Origin of the sequence: Chromohalobacter sp. HP20-39 (assembly GCF_033052815.1) — a bacterium.
GTDB lineage: Bacteria > Pseudomonadota > Gammaproteobacteria > Pseudomonadales > Halomonadaceae > Chromohalobacter.
In genome coordinates, this window is the sequence record NZ_JAWHTP010000004.1 from 375,107 (window position 1) to 390,782 (window position 15,676).

Below are 15,676 nucleotides of genomic sequence, written 5' to 3' on the forward strand. Positions count from 1 at the left end.
ATCATCCGACTCCTTGGGCGACCATTGCCTCGGTGTCCGCGTCAGTTATGGCCTCTAGGTCGAGTCTCAGGCGCTGACGACCCTCAGTGGTGAGGGACTGGAAACCCTCGCCTTCGCTCTTGCTGGGCGGTGGCAGCGAAGTGCCACTTGCCATGCACTCTTGACGTGTCTCCCAAGCATCCAACTGAAGCAGCTCCAGCAGTGTCACGAGTCGATCTCGCATGACTAGCAGGTTCTCACGGACATCTTCCATCCCGGTTTCGCCGGAACGGTCCAGAGAGACTAGGCTTCTTTCGACCTTGAGGTGCGCCTTGCGCAGCCGCTTGCAACGACGGCGGCACTGCATGTAATCCTTGCGGCTCATGGCATCATGTTCTCTTTTCGTGGTGTGGCGATGCTGGGACCGTGCGGCCCCAGCAGTTCCGTCAGGCGGCCTGTTTCTTCAGAATGCATTCCAGCTCGGCCTTGCGGCGGCCGATTTTGATGCCGTTGCCCATCTCTGATACCGGAGCCTCGCAGGGAAGTGGGTCAATCTTCTCCGGGGCGTCGCCAGCCGAGATGCCCTCGCCTTGAATCTGCTGGAGGTGTTTCATAGCGATTTCGCCAACGGCGATAGCCTGGCGACGGTGGATTTCTTTATCGACGGCTGGCCGTGAAGTTTCGGTTAAGTGTCCCCGGATGGCTTTTCCGGGGAAGGAGGACACGTCGAGGCCGTGAGTGGCCATGAACCCCACATCGTTATAAACATCCTTCTCCAGGCGCCCGAAGATGGCTGGTAACGCGCCTAGCAGCTCCTTGCCTTGTCCGGAGGCAAATACCGCTTCAGCGGCTTTGGTAAGCTGTTCGTGCGCTGTGGCGTAGTGGAGTTCCTCGGCAGCTCGGCGATAGGCGGCCCGGGCGCCATGGGTCAGGATTTGATGGTATTCCACCAACGGTGCCTGTTCCTCGATCATGTCACGCTGGTATCTAGTCTGCTCGGCCAGGGAGCGTTCCTGTTCCTGAAACTCGCGAACCTCTTTCGTGGGCTCGCCCTTGGCGGCGCGCATGGCGTCTCGCCATCCGGCGGCAGCGGACTTGGCTTCCGCCTGAGATGCCTGTTCCAGCTTGCTCAACCGGTCGAGCGTCTTGGCGGCGTCTTGAAGCTCTTCGCGTTGCTTCAGGTACTCAGCACGAGCCGTCTCAAGTCGGATTCCGGCCGTGGCTGCGATGCGATATGGGGCGGGGACGATACTCATGGTCTCTTCTCCAGTGATGGTAGTGGTGGTCATGCATGCTGCGTGGAAAAAGGGGTAGTAGGGGCCGGGGCCACCCACAGCCCTGCTGCGATCAATCGCGCCTCCTCGGCGCTCATCTGGCCGCCTCGCGGGCTACGCATACGCTTGCGGTTGATACCGAGCATTAGGCTTGACCAATTTGAGCGTTCCTGACGTTCGGCGGGGGGCTCGAAGAACATCGCGGCCAGGCGAAGGGCAGTCTCGTCGTCGATGCCGAGTCCGCGGCGCTGCTCAGCCTCGGCGCTCGAGATCAGCAGTTGCCACAGGGCCTGCGACTCGGCGGTGACGGGGTTTTGAGGTGCCGGCCCCTGGTCTTCGACCGGCCCAGTGGTTTCCTCGAAGCTTTCCAACTCCGGAGGAAAGTACTCAGGTGCGCCCCATTCTGGCTGCGGGTCGAACTTCTGGTGGAGGGCGGCGCTCAGCTGGTGTTCATACTCCTCGAGGCCTTCCATTTCAGCCCTGACTTCAGTGCTGGCCCGCCATGCTTTGTATCGCTTTTCTTGTTCATGGGCCTCCTGTGGGCCTGGCTGTCGGGGCTCGATATCAGGCCCCGTACAGTTATTCACACGAGTCCAAGGCTCCGCGGCTGCGCCGCTCCGCTGACCACCAGCCCCCGTTGGCTTGATTTCCCAGCGATAGACGCGGGTCATGAAGGATGCTTCCCCGGTCGCGCTGGTGACAGTGATGCCGATGGTTGTCTCGACGGGCTCGCCGTAGATTCCAAGCTTCTCCAGGTCGACGCGGATCTCGCCGCTCTTTGGGTCGACGGCCTCGCCCTTCGGGTCGAGGCGAATCATTCGCCACGGGCGAGCTGGACGCTCGATCATGGGCACGCAAGGACCGCCACACAGCTCCAGAAACTTGTCCCAGCAGCTGCCGTTCGCGGCGCGCCGTAGGTCGTGGAGGATGGCCAGCGCCTCTGGGTCGGGCTTGGTAGCCGCGATCCAGTCTTCGAAACAGGAGGTGGCGAAGGAATCGTCATCGGGATCGCGCAGGCGGCGCAGCTCGCGCCACACCGTCACGCTCGGCAAGCCAAAGAACTGGAACTGCCGGATGCCGTGGACCGATGCCCAGGCAGCGATCCGCGGCGCCGCGACATCCATCGGGCGACCGTACTGGTCGACCTCGTCGCCACGCTGAGTGCAGTTGATGTTTTTGGCGACATACTTGATGACGTAGCCGGCGGCGCTGCCCTTCGCGGGGTCGATATGCTCGAACCTGATACGAATGTGCTCCTTTCCGGCGACCTCCTCGGGGTCGATCGACAGGGCATAGCGGCGGAGGGAGTCCTCCAGTTGCTTGATCTGGTCCTCGGCGACCCACAACAGCATGTGCCAGTGCGGGCATCCGTCATGGTGGGGCTCGACGGTACGAATGCCGTAATAGGCGATACCGTCGCGTTTCAGTTTGGCGCGGGCGCTTGCCCACAGCTTCTGGAGCTGAGCCTGTGCCTCACGCGGGGTCGAACCGTTGTATTTAGGGTTGGACTGTCCGCTTTCTTGCAGTACTGCATGCCAAGCACTAGGCAGGGTCCAGGTGACGAACACCGCACGATGCCCATGGCGATGGGCGAAGGCCTCGGTCTCGCGAATCCGCATCATCGTTTCCTTGAAACGGATGTCGCGGTTGCCCACGCTCTTGGCGGACAGCTCGGCTAGGGTGTACTCCTGTTCGAACTGGTTGACCGCCGTGGTGCCCTCGAGCATCTCCAGGTTCTCGTTCTGACGGCGCTGCCAGCGCTTGAACACCATGTCGCTGACATAGATCCCGGCACGCTTGTGAACTCGGCGGACCATGCGCATGAACTGGTCGAGGCGTCGGTTCGCCAGCGTGCGCAGCTTACGTCGCCACCATGGCGCCGATCCCAACTTGCTCAGCATGACGCGCCGCTGGGCACCGCTCAGGCGGTTGAGCTCGACCACAGGGGCTACGTCCAGGCTGTGCTTGTGGGCGATCTCGAGTCCTTCGCGAAGGCTCTCGACCTCGGCGTCCCGGCTTGTCGGCCACACACGGCGGCGGAAGGTTAACCCGGCGAACCTGGTGTCTGCCGGCAGTGCGAATCGCCAAAAATGTCGGCGACGAGCCTTTGCATAGCCGGCTCGAGCCTTTCGGTGATGGCGTTCTTGGGCCGCGACCATAGCGTCTGCCTTGGCACGCGCGTAGTCCTCTAGAGCCTGATCCTCATGGGTCACGTTGAAAGGGCCGAGCATGAGTTGCTTTTGCATAATGCGAAGCCAGGTATTTGCTTCAGCATTACCTGGAGTGCTGGGGGCACTACGGCCATGGACGGTTGCCACTGCCACAGCACCACAGACAAGGTCGCCGGCGACGGCCTCGAAGCGCTCGAAGATCTGCCGGCGGAACTTCCGGCACTGAGGTGTCCCCATGGTTCGTTCGACTTCACGGGCGGCGCTGACCATCAGCGGCCACTTCATGGTAGTCATGGGCGACCCTCCCAAGGCGCATCGAGGCGGCTCGAGCATTGCGAAAGGTTGCGCAACCTTGGGGCTGTGCTAACCTTGGCGTCGTAATCAAATGCGGTATGGGCCCCCATGGGATTGTGGCGATCCCCGGGGCCTTTTGCGTTTCTGGCCACTACTAAAACCCCTTCCCCTTGGCCAACCGGCTTTTGTTGGCCACGCTGAAACCCTTTGCCGCTGGCGTGCTATGCTCGCCCTTGGTGCGCTGCCAATATCCTTCAGTCCTGATGGCCGCGTTGACCGCCTTCTGTATCGCTGGCCAGTCGCTGGCGTAGAAGGTGATTCGCTCGTTGAGAATGCTCAGGGTGATGACGCGCTTCGCCATGCTGGCTCCTCGCCTTCCGGCATCGTTAGCTTTCAACTGGGTTTACGCTTTGCTCATAGCGCCCACTCATGGGCCGGTCTGCCGCGTAGCGATCGAACCGGGCGATCAACTGCCGGCTATTACCCAGCGGTGATGCCTCGCGCTGCGCGCCGAGGGGGAGGTCCTCCAGCGATACAGCCGGGTCGGCGTCCAACTGCAGGGCATTGGTCACCGCCTGGCTGAGTGCCGCCCATTCGCTGGGATGGATCTTGAGGCTTCCGCCGCCTGGACGGCTCAGAGTCAGCGTCTTGTAGGTTGGGGTGGTCATTGATGTCTCCTTAGCAGTCAGTGAGCTGCGCTGTGGCAATGGCCATGCCCAAGGGGGTGCGGTGGAAGGTCTGACTGCCCTTTGGGCGCGGGATCGTCGACAGCTTCTCGGTTTTCACGCCTGCGCCTTCCAGCCCTTCCTTCAACGACAGGAACATCTCGACGGCTTCGTCTTCGTCGCACTCGTGGTCGACGCCGGCGACGTCTACATGGATAGTTCGCATAGTGGCTCCTAGTCAGATGGGGGTGGCGCTTTGCTGCGCGGAGGCGCCATGACGCTTCCAGGCTCCAGCGCCCTGGTAGTGGACGCGGCGCGCTTTTAGCTCCTGAAACCACGCCGCTACTTCTGTGCTCAGAAAGGCCGTAATATGTGCTGACACCTGGACCGGTTTAGGAAACCGGCCGTTGGCCGCCATGTTGGCTAACGTGCTGCGTGACAAGCCGGTAATCTCCTCGACCTCCGGCCAGCGCATTAGGCGCACCGTTGTCTGCTCTTCAACTCGCTCGTTCTCGTTCATTGCCTCAACACCTCTGGTCGCTCACCGATTTCGCTAATTCCCGCCCCATGCTTCCGCATCGTCCTGACCGGCTGCGTGGTCAGGATTTACTACTTGCTTGTAGGCCCTTGGGACGCCCTGGTGACAAGGGTCGCCGCAAGAGGCCACTAGTACGATCAAGGCGATTTGTGCGAGCGTTACCGCACAAATAAGCGATGCCTTGGCGGGCTTCTGCTCGGCTTTCCCTGCTTTTAGGCACCTTGGCGATAGGTTCGCCCCTGTGAGTCCCACTGACGAGCGGTTGGCGTTGTAGATGGCCGTTTTACAACGCAGCTCTATCGGTCCATCACTCGAAGTCGAATTTATAGGATTGAATGTGCATCCAGGTCGTCATCCGGTGAGGGGCTGCCTGCTACCAGACCGCCGGCCTTGTTGATGAGGGCTACCGTTGTCCATGGCCCCGCCTTTCCGTAAAAGACGTGCACCCCCTGCTGCCGAAGACAACGCTCGACATCGCCGGCTCGTTGATATCCCGTAATTGCTTTCAGGTCGTCGCAGTTGAGTACGCCATGCCGGCACATCGCTTCTGTCCCTATTCGAGAATTGGCTATTGGGTGCTTATCTGGGGCGAAGTCTCCCGTAATGGGACGCGCGGTAGAGGTCCGCCGCATCGGCCGCCAGAATCTGGGCAGCTTGAGCAACGTTGGCCAAGTCGTGACGACGTAGGTGCGTGGCGACCTCCAGGCTGGCGATCGTCTCCAGCATGCCGCGAGCCGCTTCGAGGCGGGCTTCGGCATTGTCGTACAGGGTCTCGGCACTGCATGCTTCATCGACTACCAGCGCGGGCTCGTCGCCTAGCTGGTAGGTCAGTGGAGTTAGCTGGGTCATGAGGCCACCTCCCGGCGTACATCTTCAGCATGCTCGGCGACGAAGCGCCTCATTCCGAAGGCTTCTTCCTCTACGGTGTCGAGACTCTCGACCACTAGGGCAAGTAGGGCCCCGAGTTCTTCTTGGTTGAGCTCTACCGTCGAGACCGAATTGTGTGGCTGACCTTCGACCAGGTCATGGACCAATGCCAACGAGCGACGGGCGTGTTGAAGGCGGGTCAACGTCGATTGATCGAAAGCCCACCAGTCACCCAAGGCGTAGGGGCGTAGAGATTCATGGTTCATAGAGCAGTTGCCTTACTCGTTGACAGCTCGCCATAGCTGGCGCGCTTCTGCTTTGCGTTGGTCGAGGTATTCAGCGAGGTCGCCAGCGCTGACGAGCCACCTAGCTTTCTGGGAGTCTGCGGCGCGATAGGTGGGCACAGGCAGAGCCTGAGCGGCGGCGCGGGCACTGGCTGTGCGCGCGTTAACGCCGAAATAGCGCGGCGCCACCTCCTCGAGCGGGATCTCGGCGCGACCGTCGAATTCGGCGAGCAAGCCAAAGTAGGTAGGTCCCATCACTTGCCCCCCTTTTCGCTGAGTGAGTGGCCAACGTTGTCGAGGTTGTCGGCGATTTCTTGAATGAGTTCGATGTGACTTCGTGTTGCAGCGAGGTCGATGTGACGGCCCATTCGACACTCTTCTTTTAGGGTGCTGGCCAGATGGCGAAGGGCGAGCTGGCTGGTTTTCAACTCGGCGTGGAGCTGATGGCGTAGTCGTGTCTTGGCGGCTTTCAGGTGCGCATCCATCAATGCACCTCCTCAGCCATCGAGGCAGTTGAAGCGTTGGTGTGATTGGGTGTTGTTCCAGGGTGGGGGTCGTCGAGCGGGTAGAGCAGCCGCAGCAGCTCGGTGTGTGTAGCAGGGTCGATGGCGCCGAGCGTCAGGGCCATGCGAGCCATCCCCAGTATCTCTTCAAGCTGCTCTGGTCGACCATTGATTCGATAGGCCACCAGGCGGGCACCAATGGTGTGCACGGCACGTTGATGTGCGGAGACCTGGCGGTAATAGCGGCGGGCGCCGGAATTGCATTCCGGGCGAGAGTTGATAATATCCATGGCGTCTGATCCTTCGCAAAAATGTTCGGACATTGAGGCCCTGGGTGTTGGCGCACCTGGGGTCTCGTCGTTTCTAACTGGCACGCTGTGTGCTGTGTTGCATGACTTCCTTCAGTAGCTGATTGATCAGCCAGGTTTGGGGGCGGTCATCCGCTTTCGCTTTTGTCTCGATCCAGGCTTTCACTGCGGGTTCTAGCCGGATCTTCATTTGTGGGTCTGTTCGTTTCATCGTCAGGTCCTTTCTGCACCTAGTAGGTCCTTTAAAGGTACCTACTAGGTTTGTTGCCGTCAATACCTATGTGGTCCATTATTCACACCATGACGACACAGCAGACCGACCCTCAGTACAAACTTCGCATGCCAGCGGAGTTGCGGGACTCTCTCAAAGAAGCCTCGAAAGCGAATAACCGCTCTATGAACGCAGAAATCGTTGCGCGTCTTCAGCAGAGCTTCGAGGTGGAGCATCGCGAGGCTATGTACGATGATGTGCCGCCCAAACTGATGCTGAAGTTATTGGAAGGCTTCCGTTACCAGCTGATGGAGCAAATCAAGGATGGCACTGCCGAACCAGGCTTTCCTCACTTGGACCCTGACTATGTGGAGATCAAAACGGGTTCGGGTGACGATGACTCCGGCTCTAAGTCTTAGGGAAAAGCCCATCCCGCACATAGCAAAGCGCCGCCCATCTGGGCGGCGCTTTTGTTTGGGCTCGTGCTCGGGACTGGCATTGCCGTAGGCTAGTCGGTGCCGACCTCAACCAGGAGGAAGCGCGATGCGCGCCAGATGTCCGCACTGCAATGAAGGGCTTAAGACTCATCCGGATAAGCTCGACCCGGCTCCGCTCAATGAGGCGACGATAGTGCTTGCACAGTGCGCCAACCCGTTCTGTGGCTGGGGTGGACAACTAAAGATCTCGCTGGAGCGCATCACGAAGTCCAGCCGCTTGGAAGCCGCCACGGAAGTCGCCGACACATAGAAACACTAGCACCCCGCCGACGACGGCCGGCGGGGTGCTATCTTGTTCACACGATTGATGCGGTCAATGGCTTGGTCGCGACTCTTGCTCGCCAGCGGCCCTGATGATGGAGAGGGTTACACGTGGAAGCCGCGGTGTGTACCGTCAGGCATCTCTACATCCAGGCGGACTTTCCCACCAATGGCCTCAACGTAACGCTTGAGGGAGCTCAGCCGGAGATCCTGACCACTTTTCTCCATACCTGCAATAGTCGGCTGTTTGACGCCTAGAGCCTCAGCCATATCCGCTTGCGTCATTTCGACCAACTGGCGAATTTCCGATAGGCGGAGTTCCAGGAGCATTGCATCAGCTTTCGCCTTGGCGCGATTGACGAGCTCCGGATTCTCGTTGGCGACGAGTTGGTTCAGTGTACGAGCCATAGCTTTCACCTCACTTCAGTGATTCCAGGTGGGCAGCGTACTCCCGGTCTGCCACTGGGATCATGTCATCATAGAAACGCTTGTTGCCGCTCTTGTTCCCGGCGCAGAGAAGGACGCCTGTCCGCTGAGGATCGAAGGCGAAGAAGGCCCTTAGGGGCTGGCCCTGGCTCTGAATCCTCAGCTCCTTCATGTTGCGATATTGCGAGCCGTTCACGGTGTCAGCATGAGGACGAGGCAACATCGGCCCTCTTTCCTGCAGCATCAAGAGCGCTGCAAGTACGTTCTCCCGGTTGATGTCGTCCAGTGAGAAGTACCACTCTTCAAACGTCTCGGTCTGCTCTATCGGCCACATTGCTTCATCCTTCACTTATAGGATGAAGGCTATATAGGTTAAATCCTATTGTCAAGCCGACGCGACCTCTGCTCAGATTCCGGCGGGCCGGCTGTTCGAGAGGTTTTGTGGTGAAGGCTACCAGCGACGTTTAGAACAGCCGTGCAGGCGCTGCCCGAGACTCGAAAGGGAAAGTGGATCAAGCCATTTTCTGTGTGGCGTTGCTACGGATTCGCTACAGAATGTCTGAAAGACCCGCCGTTTAGGGCTTTAGTTCCAATCCATCATCGGGGCGATGGAAAACCGGCGGGCCCGCGCTAGCGAGTCTTGCGCTGATTTTTCAAACATTGACGGCCTCCGATGAAAAGGTTGGCTAAGAACGATAGCGGATGCAGTGGCCGCGTATTGTACGTCATACGGGGAAGTGGGCAATATCGCTCCGGACCTGCGTCGAGTTGGCCTGTGTGGGGTAATGACACTTTTGCGGTCTGCGTTACTTTCTGGAACATTAAATTGGCATTGTTTAATGCAGGTTATTTTTACTGCTGGATATCTTCTGCCACGGTGATCATGTCCGCCACGGAAGGGCGGAAAGCAAGGAAGCTAGGTAAAAAGGACGCCTAGGTAAGCATGGAGGCACGGACAGGACGTTCGTGATAACTGCACGGAAATGCAGATTTGCATAAGAACCCGGCCGATTGGTCGGGTTTTTTTGTGTCAGGGTGACGGGGTGCGCTGATCTCGAAGCTCGCGTTGCGAGTCTTCCAGGCGACGCTGTGATTGCTTGAGTTGGCGCTTATTACGTAGACGCTCATCGAAGTGCTCATCGCGACGTTCGCTGCGGTTCAGTGACTGGCGACGCTCGATCATGGTGGCGCGGTCGCTGCTGACGTCACGTTGCAGTTGATTGCGTTGTCGGCTGTCGTTGAGCGAGTCCTGCTGACCATCGTCATCGGCCAACACCGGCCATGCCAGGACGAACAGTGCCACCAGCAGAATGGCTTTCATCATGATGCCTCCCGTCGATGAGGTATGCACTCAGTATGGACCAAGACGTGATCCATTAAATCCTGAGAGGGTCGGAATAATCGGCCAGGAGGCGTCAATCGCTGTCGTCACGTTGTTGCCAGCGCGCCTGAAGGTGCCCCGCGATTCGAAAGGGGAATGGCTGGTCTGGATCGACGGTAGTGTGGTGCGCAGGGTCGGTGATGCGCAACGTCTCCGGCTCCGGCTGGCTCAGGTGCTGGATCGTGAGTGCGTGCCGCCATTCGAGCAGATAAAGCCCTTCTTGCCGGAAGTGCGAGGTGGGCAGAATGGCGGCGATATCACCTTCCTCGAGATAGGCGAATGTCTCGCCTACGCCTGGTGTCACGAGGTAGCACCCTCGAACGAGGGCGTCGATGGCGGTGCCCGAGGCGGGAATAGGGGTGGCGAGCGTGTGCGCTTCCCACGGCACCGGGGGCATGGCGTGTAGTGCCAAGAGACGTGCATTGCCGGGCGCATCCTCGGTGATGCGTTGGGAGGCTGTGGGTGTTGCGACGGCAGTGCTATCTTCGAGTAGTCGTTCGAGCGGGCAATGCAGTGCATCGGCTAACGCGATGAGTCGCTCGTGTCCGACTTGTTTGATCGTGCCGGATTCCCAATAGGAAATCGTGACGTCCGATACGCCGACACGTCTGGCCAAGGCGGCCTTGCTCAAGCCGGCGTCTATCCTTAGCTGCTTGATTCGGGGTCCCAGTGCGTCCATGTAGACATCTCGCCATGAGGTGAACGCGTTAGCATATCCAGCCAATGGCAAAGTATGTTTCGGGTTGGGGGTTATGAACAGCATGCAGTGCGCGTGCCGGACCCATATTGCATTGTGGGGACGGAGAGAATGAGGAAGAAAAGAGCGCCGGCCGTCCCGGAGAACAGCCTGGTGGCGCCAAGAAAAGCTCGTTTCACTGAAGACGCCACACGGCGCAGGAAAGCCGAAGCCGCCTGACGCCGTTAGCGTGCGCGTGGCAATTTCGCTGAGAAAAGGCCACGCATGTCGGGAGCGATACATCGCCTGTCCGAGCGCGGCCAGTATAGGCAGTCGGCCTTTGCGTAATAAGAGGGTACAATCGAAAACTAGTGTTTCTAATTTGGAAACTAGTGGCCGGAGTATCTTCAACGTGACGACACTGGATGCATTGCGTGTCTTCGTCGAGGTCGTTCGTGCGGGCAGTTTTACCGCAGCGGCGCGGCGTCTGAGTATTTCCAAGTCGTTGGCTTCCAAGCGTGTGGCTGCGCTCGAGGATGAGTTGAGCGTCAGCCTGCTCAATCGTTCGACGCGTTCGCTGCGCCTCACGGAAGCGGGACAGATCTATTACGAACATGGATTGCGGGTCATCGAGGAGTTGCAGACGGCGGAGGCGCAGGTGCAGTCGGTGACGTCGCAACCTCGGGGGCAACTCAAGGTCAGTGCCCAGGTGAGCTTTGGCTTCATGTACTTGGCGGCACCGACCACGGCCTTCATGCGCCGCTATCCCGAGATGTCGGTGGAAATCCTGCTCGAGGATCAGCGTTTCGAGCCCATTGATGATTCAGTGGACTTGGCCATTCGCATGGGGCCGATGCCGCCTTCGAGCCTGGTGTCGCGCCCGCTGTGCAAAGTGGTCTATGGCCTGTACGCCGCGCCGGATTATCTGGCCCGCATGGGGCGGCCGCTGCATCCCAAGGACATCGCCGAGTTCGATACCGTGTTCTATGGCAATTACGATCTCGGCGCTCACTGGCGTTTTTCGCTCAATGGGCAGCCGCTGGATATCGAGCCCAATTCGCGCCTGGTGATCAATAATCTGTTGGGCGTCGTCGAAGCGGCCAAGGCGGGATTCGGCTTGGCCTATCTGCCGACATTCGCGGCACGCGCGGCGGTGGAGGAGGGGCAGCTGACACCGCTCTTGCAGCCGTATTGGAATGAGCACGGCAGCATGTTGGTGTTGTTTCGTTCGCGCAAATACCTGCCCGACAAGACCCGTGCCTACCTGGATTTCATCACGGAGTGGTTTCGCGAGCACCTGGCCTTGTGAAGAAGGTGTTGACGGTACTGATGCCGGGGAGGTGCATGCGTATAATGACGCCATCGTCAGTCACCAATGATCGGGAATTTCATGACCGTACGTACACGTATCGCGCCGTCGCCGACCGGCGATCCCCATGTCGGCACGGCCTATATCGCGCTGTTCAACCTATGCTTCGCGCGTCAGCATGGTGGGCAGTTCATCCTTCGCATCGAGGATACGGACCGGGTGCGTTCGACGGCCGAGTCGGAGCAGATGATCCTCGACTCCCTGCGCTGGTTGGGACTCGAGTGGGATGAAGGCCCGGATATTGGCGGTCCTCATGGCCCGTATCGGCAGAGCGAGCGTGGCGATATCTATGCGCAATATGCGCAGCAGCTGCTCGACGCCGGGCATGCGTTCAAGTGCTATCGGACCAGCGAAGAGCTCGATGAGCTGCGTGAGACGCGCAAGGCGGCGGGGCTTCACTTGGCGCTCAAGCCTGCTGATCTAGCGCTTAGCGATGAAGAAGCCGCGCGTCGTGAGCGCGAACAGTGGCCTTACGTGGTGCGCATGAAGGTGCCCAGTGAGGGGAGCTGCGTGGTCAGCGACATGTTGCGTGGTGAGATCGAAGTCGAATGGGCTCAGGTCGATGCCCAGATCCTGCTCAAGTCCGACGGCATGCCGACGTATCACCTTGCCAATGTCGTCGACGACCACCTGATGGGCATCACGCATGTCATGCGCGGCGAGGAGTGGATCAACTCGGCACCCAAGCACAAACTGCTTTATGAGTACTTCGATTGGCCGATGCCGACGTTGTGCCATATGCCATTGCTGCGCAACCCGGACAAGTCGAAGCTCTCCAAGCGCAAGAACCCGACCTCGATCAATTATTATCGACGCATGGGCTTTTTGCCGCAGGCGGTGACCAACTACCTGGGCCGCATGGGCTGGTCGATGCCCGATGACCGCGAGAAGTTTACCCTCGAAGAGATGATGGTGAACTTCGATATCCAGCGTGTGTCGCTGGGTGGGCCGGTGTTCGATCTGGAGAAGCTTACTTGGCTCAACGGCGTCTATATTCGTGAGGATCTAGACGATGCAGCGCTGCTCCAGGCGCTGCGTGAGTGGGCCTTCAACGAGGGTTACGTCCACCAGATCCTGCCACAGGTACGCCCGCGAATCGCGACGCTCTCCGACGTCATGCCGCTGGCCGGGCATTTCTTTTCGGGGGTGCCGCCACTCGAGGCTTCCAGTTTCGAGGGCATTAAGCTCGAGCATGAGGACCTGCTCAAGCTGTTGCAGTTTTTGACCTGGCGCCTGGAAGGCGTCTCCAGCTGGCACAAGGACGCCTTGCTCGACGAGGTCAAGTTCCTGGCCGAGGCATTCGACATGAAGATGAAGGCGTTCCTGGCGCCGGTCTTCATCGCTGTGACGGGGAGCGCGACTTCTACCTCGGTGCTGGATGCCATGGCGATTCTCGGTTCGGATATGACAAGAGCACGTCTGCGCCATGCCACTCAGGTGCTGGGGGGCGTTTCCAAGAAGCAGGCCAAGCGCTTCGAGAAAGAATATCGGGCGCTGTAAGCTTCCGGGCTTCGCCCGGAGCTGGAAGAGCGGCGCTGCGCGCCTGGAAGAAGGAAGAACGCTGCTATGCAGCTTGAAGAGGGAAGAAAACTCCAGATACTGCCTTCCTTCTTCCTTCTCGAAAAATATTGACGAAGCCGGGGGGAGTGAGTATTCTACGCACCGTCTTGAGGCGCGGGGCCTTAGCTCAGTTGGGAGAGCGCAACACTGGCAGTGTTGAGGTCAGCGGTTCGAACCCGCTAGGCTCCACCAAGCTCAAGACTATGCGTCCCATTCGTCTAGTGGTCCAGGACACCGCCCTTTCACGGCGGTAACAGGGGTTCAAACCCCCTATGGGACGCCACTTTTTCTTGCCTATCAGAATCAGCAATGACGATATCGGAGACGCGAAAGCGTCTTTTTTTGTCTCCGCTTCCCGTTCGTTATTAGACGTTTTTATACGTTTTCCCCCTTGACACCTCCGGAACCTTGTCCACTGCCCGCCTGTCTTCACCTTCGTGTTGTGTATAACACCGGCCAAGGCCCGTCATGTTGCGCGTTATTGGAAAAAGTGCTTTTTTTCAACCACTTATGTTAGGTTAAAAATTGACCGATTTGAGCGTAACCGCCTTGTCATGGTGTTTCTGGCGAACTGCCTAAAGGTTTTGAACAGGTTTATCCACAGAAAGTGTGGAAAACGCTCAGCGGCCTCAGGGGAGCAGAAGAACAAGGTTGTGGGAGCGAAAGGTTCCAGGGGCGAGCAGACGGGGGCAAACGCAACGAACCGCCCTGAAGGCGGTCCGTGATGCTTGCGTGCCGTAGTAATCTGGCGAGACGTTGCTCGGCCGGGTTTTTAGCTAGCAAGTTACGTGGCTGGATAGTCCCGCTTGGAATGGCCGATATAGAGCTGACGCGGGCGGCTGATGCGGTAGCTACCGCTAATCATCTCGTTCCAGTGAGACGTCCAGCCAATCGTGCGGGCCATGGCGAAGATGACGGTAAACATGTTGGTTGGAATGCCGATCGCCTTGAGGATGATGCCGGAATAGAAGTCGACGTTCGGGTAGAGCTTGCGCTCGATGAAGTAGTCGTCTTCCAGTGCGATCTGCTCGAGTCGCTTGGCGATCTTGAGCTGTGGGTCGTCGGCCATACCGAGTTCGCCCAATACCTCGTCGCAAGTTTCCTTCATGACCTTGGCACGCGGATCGAAATTGCGATAGACGCGGTGGCCAAAGCCCATCAGCTTGAACGGGTCATCCTTATCCTTGGCACGGTCGATGAAGCGCTGGATGTTCTCCTCGGATTCATCACCGATCTCGTCAAGCATGTTGAGCACGGCTTCGTTGGCGCCCCCATGTGCCGGCCCCCACAGCGCTGCGATGCCGGCGCTGATGCAGGCGAAGGGGTTGGCGCCCGTGGAGCCCGCCAGGCGTACCGTGGAGGTGGAGGCGTTCTGTTCATGGTCGGCGTGCAGCATGAAGATCCGATCCATGGCCTTGGCGAAAACTGGATTGACCTCGTAGCTTTCACACGGGTTGCCGAACATCATGTAGAGGAAGTTTTCCGCGTAATCCAGATCATTGCGCGGATAATTGAATGGCTGGCCGATGTTGTACTTATGGCACATCGCGGCCAGGGTCGGCATCTTGGCGATCAGGCGAATCGCGCTGACACGGCGTTCTTCTTCCTTGGTAATGTCCAGATTGTCGTGGTAGAAGGCGGCCAGGCCACCGACGACGCCGCACAGGATCGCCATCGGGTGAGCGTCGCGACGGAAACCCTTGAAGAAGTTGACGAGTTGTTCGTGGACCATGGTGTGATTTCTAACGGTGGCCGCGAAGTCGTCGTATTGGGCCTTGCTGGGGAGCTCTCCGAAAAACAGCAGATAACAGAGTTCGACGTAATTGGAGTGCTCGGCCAGTTGGCCGATGGGGTAGCCGCGGTGGAGCAATACGCCCGCAGCACCATCGATGTAGGTGATGCCTGATTCGCAGGAGGCGGTGGCGACGAAGCCTGGGTCGTATGTGAACAGGCCTTCGCTGGTCAGGCTGCGGACGTCGATCACATCAGGCCCGACGGTGCCGGAGTAGACAGGGAACTCGATCGTTTTGTCCAACCCTTCTACCGTCAACTGCGCTTTCCTGTCAGCCATTATGGCCTCCTCTTTTTACCTAAGTCTTTGTCTTGCTTGCCATGCCAGCGAAAATAATGCGCCTACTATAGAACCACGCGGTGGATTGTCAATTGGGCCTAGGGCGCCTGTGGCCATGGCGCCGCCGCGCATGGCGTGTCCCAGCGTGGCGATAGAAAAGGGGCGAGCAAGGTTCCTATCTGGAAGTGCCACCCTATTTGACGCGTCCATGGGGATGGCTGCAAGGGCTATCTCATTTGTCATGACACCCCCCGGTCCTTATAATCTTATCCCGCGCGACTGGCAGGAGCATGGCTTGGTCCTGTAATCCCTCGACCAAGACCTCCCCCTCAAACCACCGC

The 15,676-nt window shown here is 59.0% G+C and carries 22 protein-coding genes and 2 tRNA genes; 6 read left to right on the plus strand and 18 right to left on the minus strand.

Features of this window, described 5'->3' with window-relative positions; translation table 11 throughout:
• Nucleotide 1: 1 nt before the first annotated feature.
• The 13 genes from RVY79_RS11150 to RVY79_RS11210 form a co-directional block, all read right to left on the minus strand.
• A complete protein-coding gene (locus RVY79_RS11150; protein ID WP_317464209.1) occupies nt 2-364 on the minus strand; it encodes a hypothetical protein in 363 nt (120 codons plus the stop codon).
• Nucleotides 365-425: 61 nt separating this feature from the next.
• Nucleotides 426-1,235, minus strand: a complete 810-nt coding sequence (locus RVY79_RS11155; protein WP_317464210.1) for a hypothetical protein — start codon at nt 1,233-1,235, stop codon at nt 426-428.
• A gap of 29 nt (nt 1,236-1,264) precedes the next feature.
• The gene (locus RVY79_RS11160; protein WP_317464211.1) at nt 1,265-3,718 is read right to left on the minus strand and encodes a replication endonuclease; all 2,454 of its coding nucleotides are present in this window, start codon (nt 3,716-3,718) and stop codon (nt 1,265-1,267) included.
• Between the two features lie 154 nt (nt 3,719-3,872).
• The gene (locus tag RVY79_RS11165) at nt 3,873-4,079 is read right to left on the minus strand and encodes a hypothetical protein (RefSeq protein WP_317464212.1); all 207 of its coding nucleotides are present in this window, start codon (nt 4,077-4,079) and stop codon (nt 3,873-3,875) included.
• A 25-nt stretch (nt 4,080-4,104) separates the two neighbouring features.
• A complete protein-coding gene (locus RVY79_RS11170; protein WP_317464213.1) occupies nt 4,105-4,386 on the minus strand; it encodes a hypothetical protein in 282 nt (93 codons plus the stop codon).
• Nucleotides 4,387-4,396: 10 nt separating this feature from the next.
• Nucleotides 4,397-4,609, minus strand: a complete 213-nt coding sequence (locus tag RVY79_RS11175; protein WP_317464214.1) for a hypothetical protein — start codon at nt 4,607-4,609, stop codon at nt 4,397-4,399.
• A gap of 12 nt (nt 4,610-4,621) precedes the next feature.
• Complete coding sequence (locus tag RVY79_RS11180) at nt 4,622-4,903, minus strand: helix-turn-helix transcriptional regulator (RefSeq protein WP_317464215.1); 282 nt, start codon at nt 4,901-4,903, stop codon at nt 4,622-4,624.
• A gap of 597 nt (nt 4,904-5,500) precedes the next feature.
• On the minus strand, nt 5,501-5,770 hold the full coding sequence (locus tag RVY79_RS11185; protein WP_317464216.1) for a hypothetical protein: 270 nt from the start codon (nt 5,768-5,770) through the stop codon (nt 5,501-5,503).
• Complete coding sequence (locus RVY79_RS11190; protein WP_317464217.1) at nt 5,767-6,054, minus strand: hypothetical protein; 288 nt, start codon at nt 6,052-6,054, stop codon at nt 5,767-5,769. Before RVY79_RS11190 ends, RVY79_RS11185 begins: the two co-directional genes overlap by 4 nt.
• A 12-nt stretch (nt 6,055-6,066) precedes the next feature.
• Nucleotides 6,067-6,327: a pyocin activator PrtN family protein gene (locus tag RVY79_RS11195; protein WP_317464305.1), complete on the minus strand. Its 261-nt coding sequence runs from the start codon at nt 6,325-6,327 to the stop codon at nt 6,067-6,069.
• On the minus strand, nt 6,327-6,557 hold the full coding sequence (locus RVY79_RS11200) for a hypothetical protein (protein ID WP_317464218.1): 231 nt from the start codon (nt 6,555-6,557) through the stop codon (nt 6,327-6,329). Before RVY79_RS11200 ends, RVY79_RS11195 begins: the two co-directional genes overlap by 1 nt.
• Nucleotides 6,557-6,865, minus strand: a complete 309-nt coding sequence (locus RVY79_RS11205; protein WP_317464219.1) for a hypothetical protein — start codon at nt 6,863-6,865, stop codon at nt 6,557-6,559. Before RVY79_RS11205 ends, RVY79_RS11200 begins: the two co-directional genes overlap by 1 nt.
• A 73-nt stretch (nt 6,866-6,938) precedes the next feature.
• Nucleotides 6,939-7,094: a hypothetical protein gene (locus tag RVY79_RS11210; protein WP_317464220.1), complete on the minus strand. Its 156-nt coding sequence runs from the start codon at nt 7,092-7,094 to the stop codon at nt 6,939-6,941.
• A gap of 68 nt (nt 7,095-7,162) precedes the next feature.
• Here RVY79_RS11210 and RVY79_RS11215 point away from each other — a divergent pair, with 68 nt between their 5' ends.
• On the plus strand, nt 7,163-7,513 hold the full coding sequence (locus RVY79_RS11215; protein WP_317464221.1) for an Arc family DNA-binding protein: 351 nt from the start codon (nt 7,163-7,165) through the stop codon (nt 7,511-7,513).
• A gap of 124 nt (nt 7,514-7,637) precedes the next feature.
• On the plus strand, nt 7,638-7,841 hold the full coding sequence (locus RVY79_RS11220; protein WP_317464222.1) for a hypothetical protein: 204 nt from the start codon (nt 7,638-7,640) through the stop codon (nt 7,839-7,841).
• Between the two features lie 116 nt (nt 7,842-7,957).
• Here RVY79_RS11220 and RVY79_RS11225 read toward each other — a convergent pair whose 3' ends face one another.
• The 4 genes from RVY79_RS11225 to RVY79_RS11240 form a co-directional block, all read right to left on the minus strand.
• Entirely contained in the window at nt 7,958-8,260 is a 303-nt protein-coding gene (locus RVY79_RS11225) for a helix-turn-helix domain-containing protein (RefSeq protein ID WP_246920768.1), read from the minus strand.
• Nucleotides 8,261-8,270: 10 nt separating this feature from the next.
• A complete protein-coding gene (locus RVY79_RS11230) occupies nt 8,271-8,612 on the minus strand; it encodes a type II toxin-antitoxin system RelE/ParE family toxin (protein WP_246920771.1) in 342 nt (113 codons plus the stop codon).
• A 696-nt stretch (nt 8,613-9,308) separates the two neighbouring features.
• The gene (locus RVY79_RS11235) at nt 9,309-9,602 is read right to left on the minus strand and encodes a hypothetical protein (protein ID WP_317464224.1); all 294 of its coding nucleotides are present in this window, start codon (nt 9,600-9,602) and stop codon (nt 9,309-9,311) included.
• Nucleotides 9,603-9,693: 91 nt separating this feature from the next.
• Nucleotides 9,694-10,338 carry a helix-turn-helix transcriptional regulator gene (locus RVY79_RS11240; RefSeq protein ID WP_317464225.1) on the minus strand — a complete coding sequence of 215 codons (645 nt, stop codon included), beginning with the start codon at nt 10,336-10,338 and terminating at the stop codon, nt 9,694-9,696.
• 409 nt (nt 10,339-10,747) lie between these two features.
• Here RVY79_RS11240 and RVY79_RS11245 point away from each other — a divergent pair, with 409 nt between their 5' ends.
• From RVY79_RS11245 to RVY79_RS11260, 4 genes are all read left to right on the plus strand, one after another.
• Complete coding sequence (locus RVY79_RS11245; protein ID WP_317464227.1) at nt 10,748-11,644, plus strand: LysR family transcriptional regulator; 897 nt, start codon at nt 10,748-10,750, stop codon at nt 11,642-11,644.
• Nucleotides 11,645-11,725: 81 nt separating this feature from the next.
• Nucleotides 11,726-13,204: a glutamate--tRNA ligase gene (gene gltX, locus RVY79_RS11250; RefSeq protein WP_317464229.1), complete on the plus strand. Its 1,479-nt coding sequence runs from the start codon at nt 11,726-11,728 to the stop codon at nt 13,202-13,204.
• Between the two features lie 176 nt (nt 13,205-13,380).
• A tRNA-Ala gene (locus tag RVY79_RS11255) sits at nt 13,381-13,456 on the plus strand.
• Nucleotides 13,457-13,471: 15 nt separating this feature from the next.
• Nucleotides 13,472-13,547 (plus strand) — tRNA-Glu (locus RVY79_RS11260).
• A gap of 501 nt (nt 13,548-14,048) precedes the next feature.
• Here the strand turns inward: RVY79_RS11260 and gltA are convergent.
• Nucleotides 14,049-15,335 (minus strand): citrate synthase, encoded by a 1,287-nt coding sequence (gltA, locus tag RVY79_RS11265; protein ID WP_317464230.1) that lies wholly within the window; start codon nt 15,333-15,335, stop codon nt 14,049-14,051.
• Nucleotides 15,336-15,676: the final 341 nt, after the last annotated feature.

Coding starts and splice junctions, on each gene's coding strand:
- RVY79_RS11150 (WP_317464209.1), bottom strand. CDS start 364: ATGAGCCGCAAGGATTACATGCAGTGCCGCCGTCGTTGCAAGCGGCTG.
- RVY79_RS11155 (WP_317464210.1), bottom strand. CDS start 1,235: ATGAGTATCGTCCCCGCCCCATATCGCATCGCAGCCACGGCCGGAATC.
- RVY79_RS11160 (WP_317464211.1), bottom strand. CDS start 3,718: ATGACTACCATGAAGTGGCCGCTGATGGTCAGCGCCGCCCGTGAAGTC.
- RVY79_RS11165 (WP_317464212.1), bottom strand. CDS start 4,079: ATGGCGAAGCGCGTCATCACCCTGAGCATTCTCAACGAGCGAATCACC.
- RVY79_RS11170 (WP_317464213.1), bottom strand. CDS start 4,386: ATGACCACCCCAACCTACAAGACGCTGACTCTGAGCCGTCCAGGCGGC.
- RVY79_RS11175 (WP_317464214.1), bottom strand. CDS start 4,609: ATGCGAACTATCCATGTAGACGTCGCCGGCGTCGACCACGAGTGCGAC.
- RVY79_RS11180 (WP_317464215.1), bottom strand. CDS start 4,903: ATGAACGAGAACGAGCGAGTTGAAGAGCAGACAACGGTGCGCCTAATG.
- RVY79_RS11185 (WP_317464216.1), bottom strand. CDS start 5,770: ATGACCCAGCTAACTCCACTGACCTACCAGCTAGGCGACGAGCCCGCG.
- RVY79_RS11190 (WP_317464217.1), bottom strand. CDS start 6,054: ATGAACCATGAATCTCTACGCCCCTACGCCTTGGGTGACTGGTGGGCT.
- RVY79_RS11195 (WP_317464305.1), bottom strand. CDS start 6,327: ATGGGACCTACCTACTTTGGCTTGCTCGCCGAATTCGACGGTCGCGCC.
- RVY79_RS11200 (WP_317464218.1), bottom strand. CDS start 6,557: ATGGATGCGCACCTGAAAGCCGCCAAGACACGACTACGCCATCAGCTC.
- RVY79_RS11205 (WP_317464219.1), bottom strand. CDS start 6,865: ATGGATATTATCAACTCTCGCCCGGAATGCAATTCCGGCGCCCGCCGC.
- RVY79_RS11210 (WP_317464220.1), bottom strand. CDS start 7,094: ATGAAACGAACAGACCCACAAATGAAGATCCGGCTAGAACCCGCAGTG.
- RVY79_RS11215 (WP_317464221.1), top strand. CDS start 7,163: ATGTGGTCCATTATTCACACCATGACGACACAGCAGACCGACCCTCAG.
- RVY79_RS11220 (WP_317464222.1), top strand. CDS start 7,638: ATGCGCGCCAGATGTCCGCACTGCAATGAAGGGCTTAAGACTCATCCG.
- RVY79_RS11225 (WP_246920768.1), bottom strand. CDS start 8,260: ATGGCTCGTACACTGAACCAACTCGTCGCCAACGAGAATCCGGAGCTC.
- RVY79_RS11230 (WP_246920771.1), bottom strand. CDS start 8,612: ATGTGGCCGATAGAGCAGACCGAGACGTTTGAAGAGTGGTACTTCTCA.
- RVY79_RS11235 (WP_317464224.1), bottom strand. CDS start 9,602: ATGATGAAAGCCATTCTGCTGGTGGCACTGTTCGTCCTGGCATGGCCG.
- RVY79_RS11240 (WP_317464225.1), bottom strand. CDS start 10,338: ATGGACGCACTGGGACCCCGAATCAAGCAGCTAAGGATAGACGCCGGC.
- gltX (WP_317464229.1), top strand. CDS start 11,726: ATGACCGTACGTACACGTATCGCGCCGTCGCCGACCGGCGATCCCCAT.
- gltA (WP_317464230.1), bottom strand. CDS start 15,335: ATGGCTGACAGGAAAGCGCAGTTGACGGTAGAAGGGTTGGACAAAACG.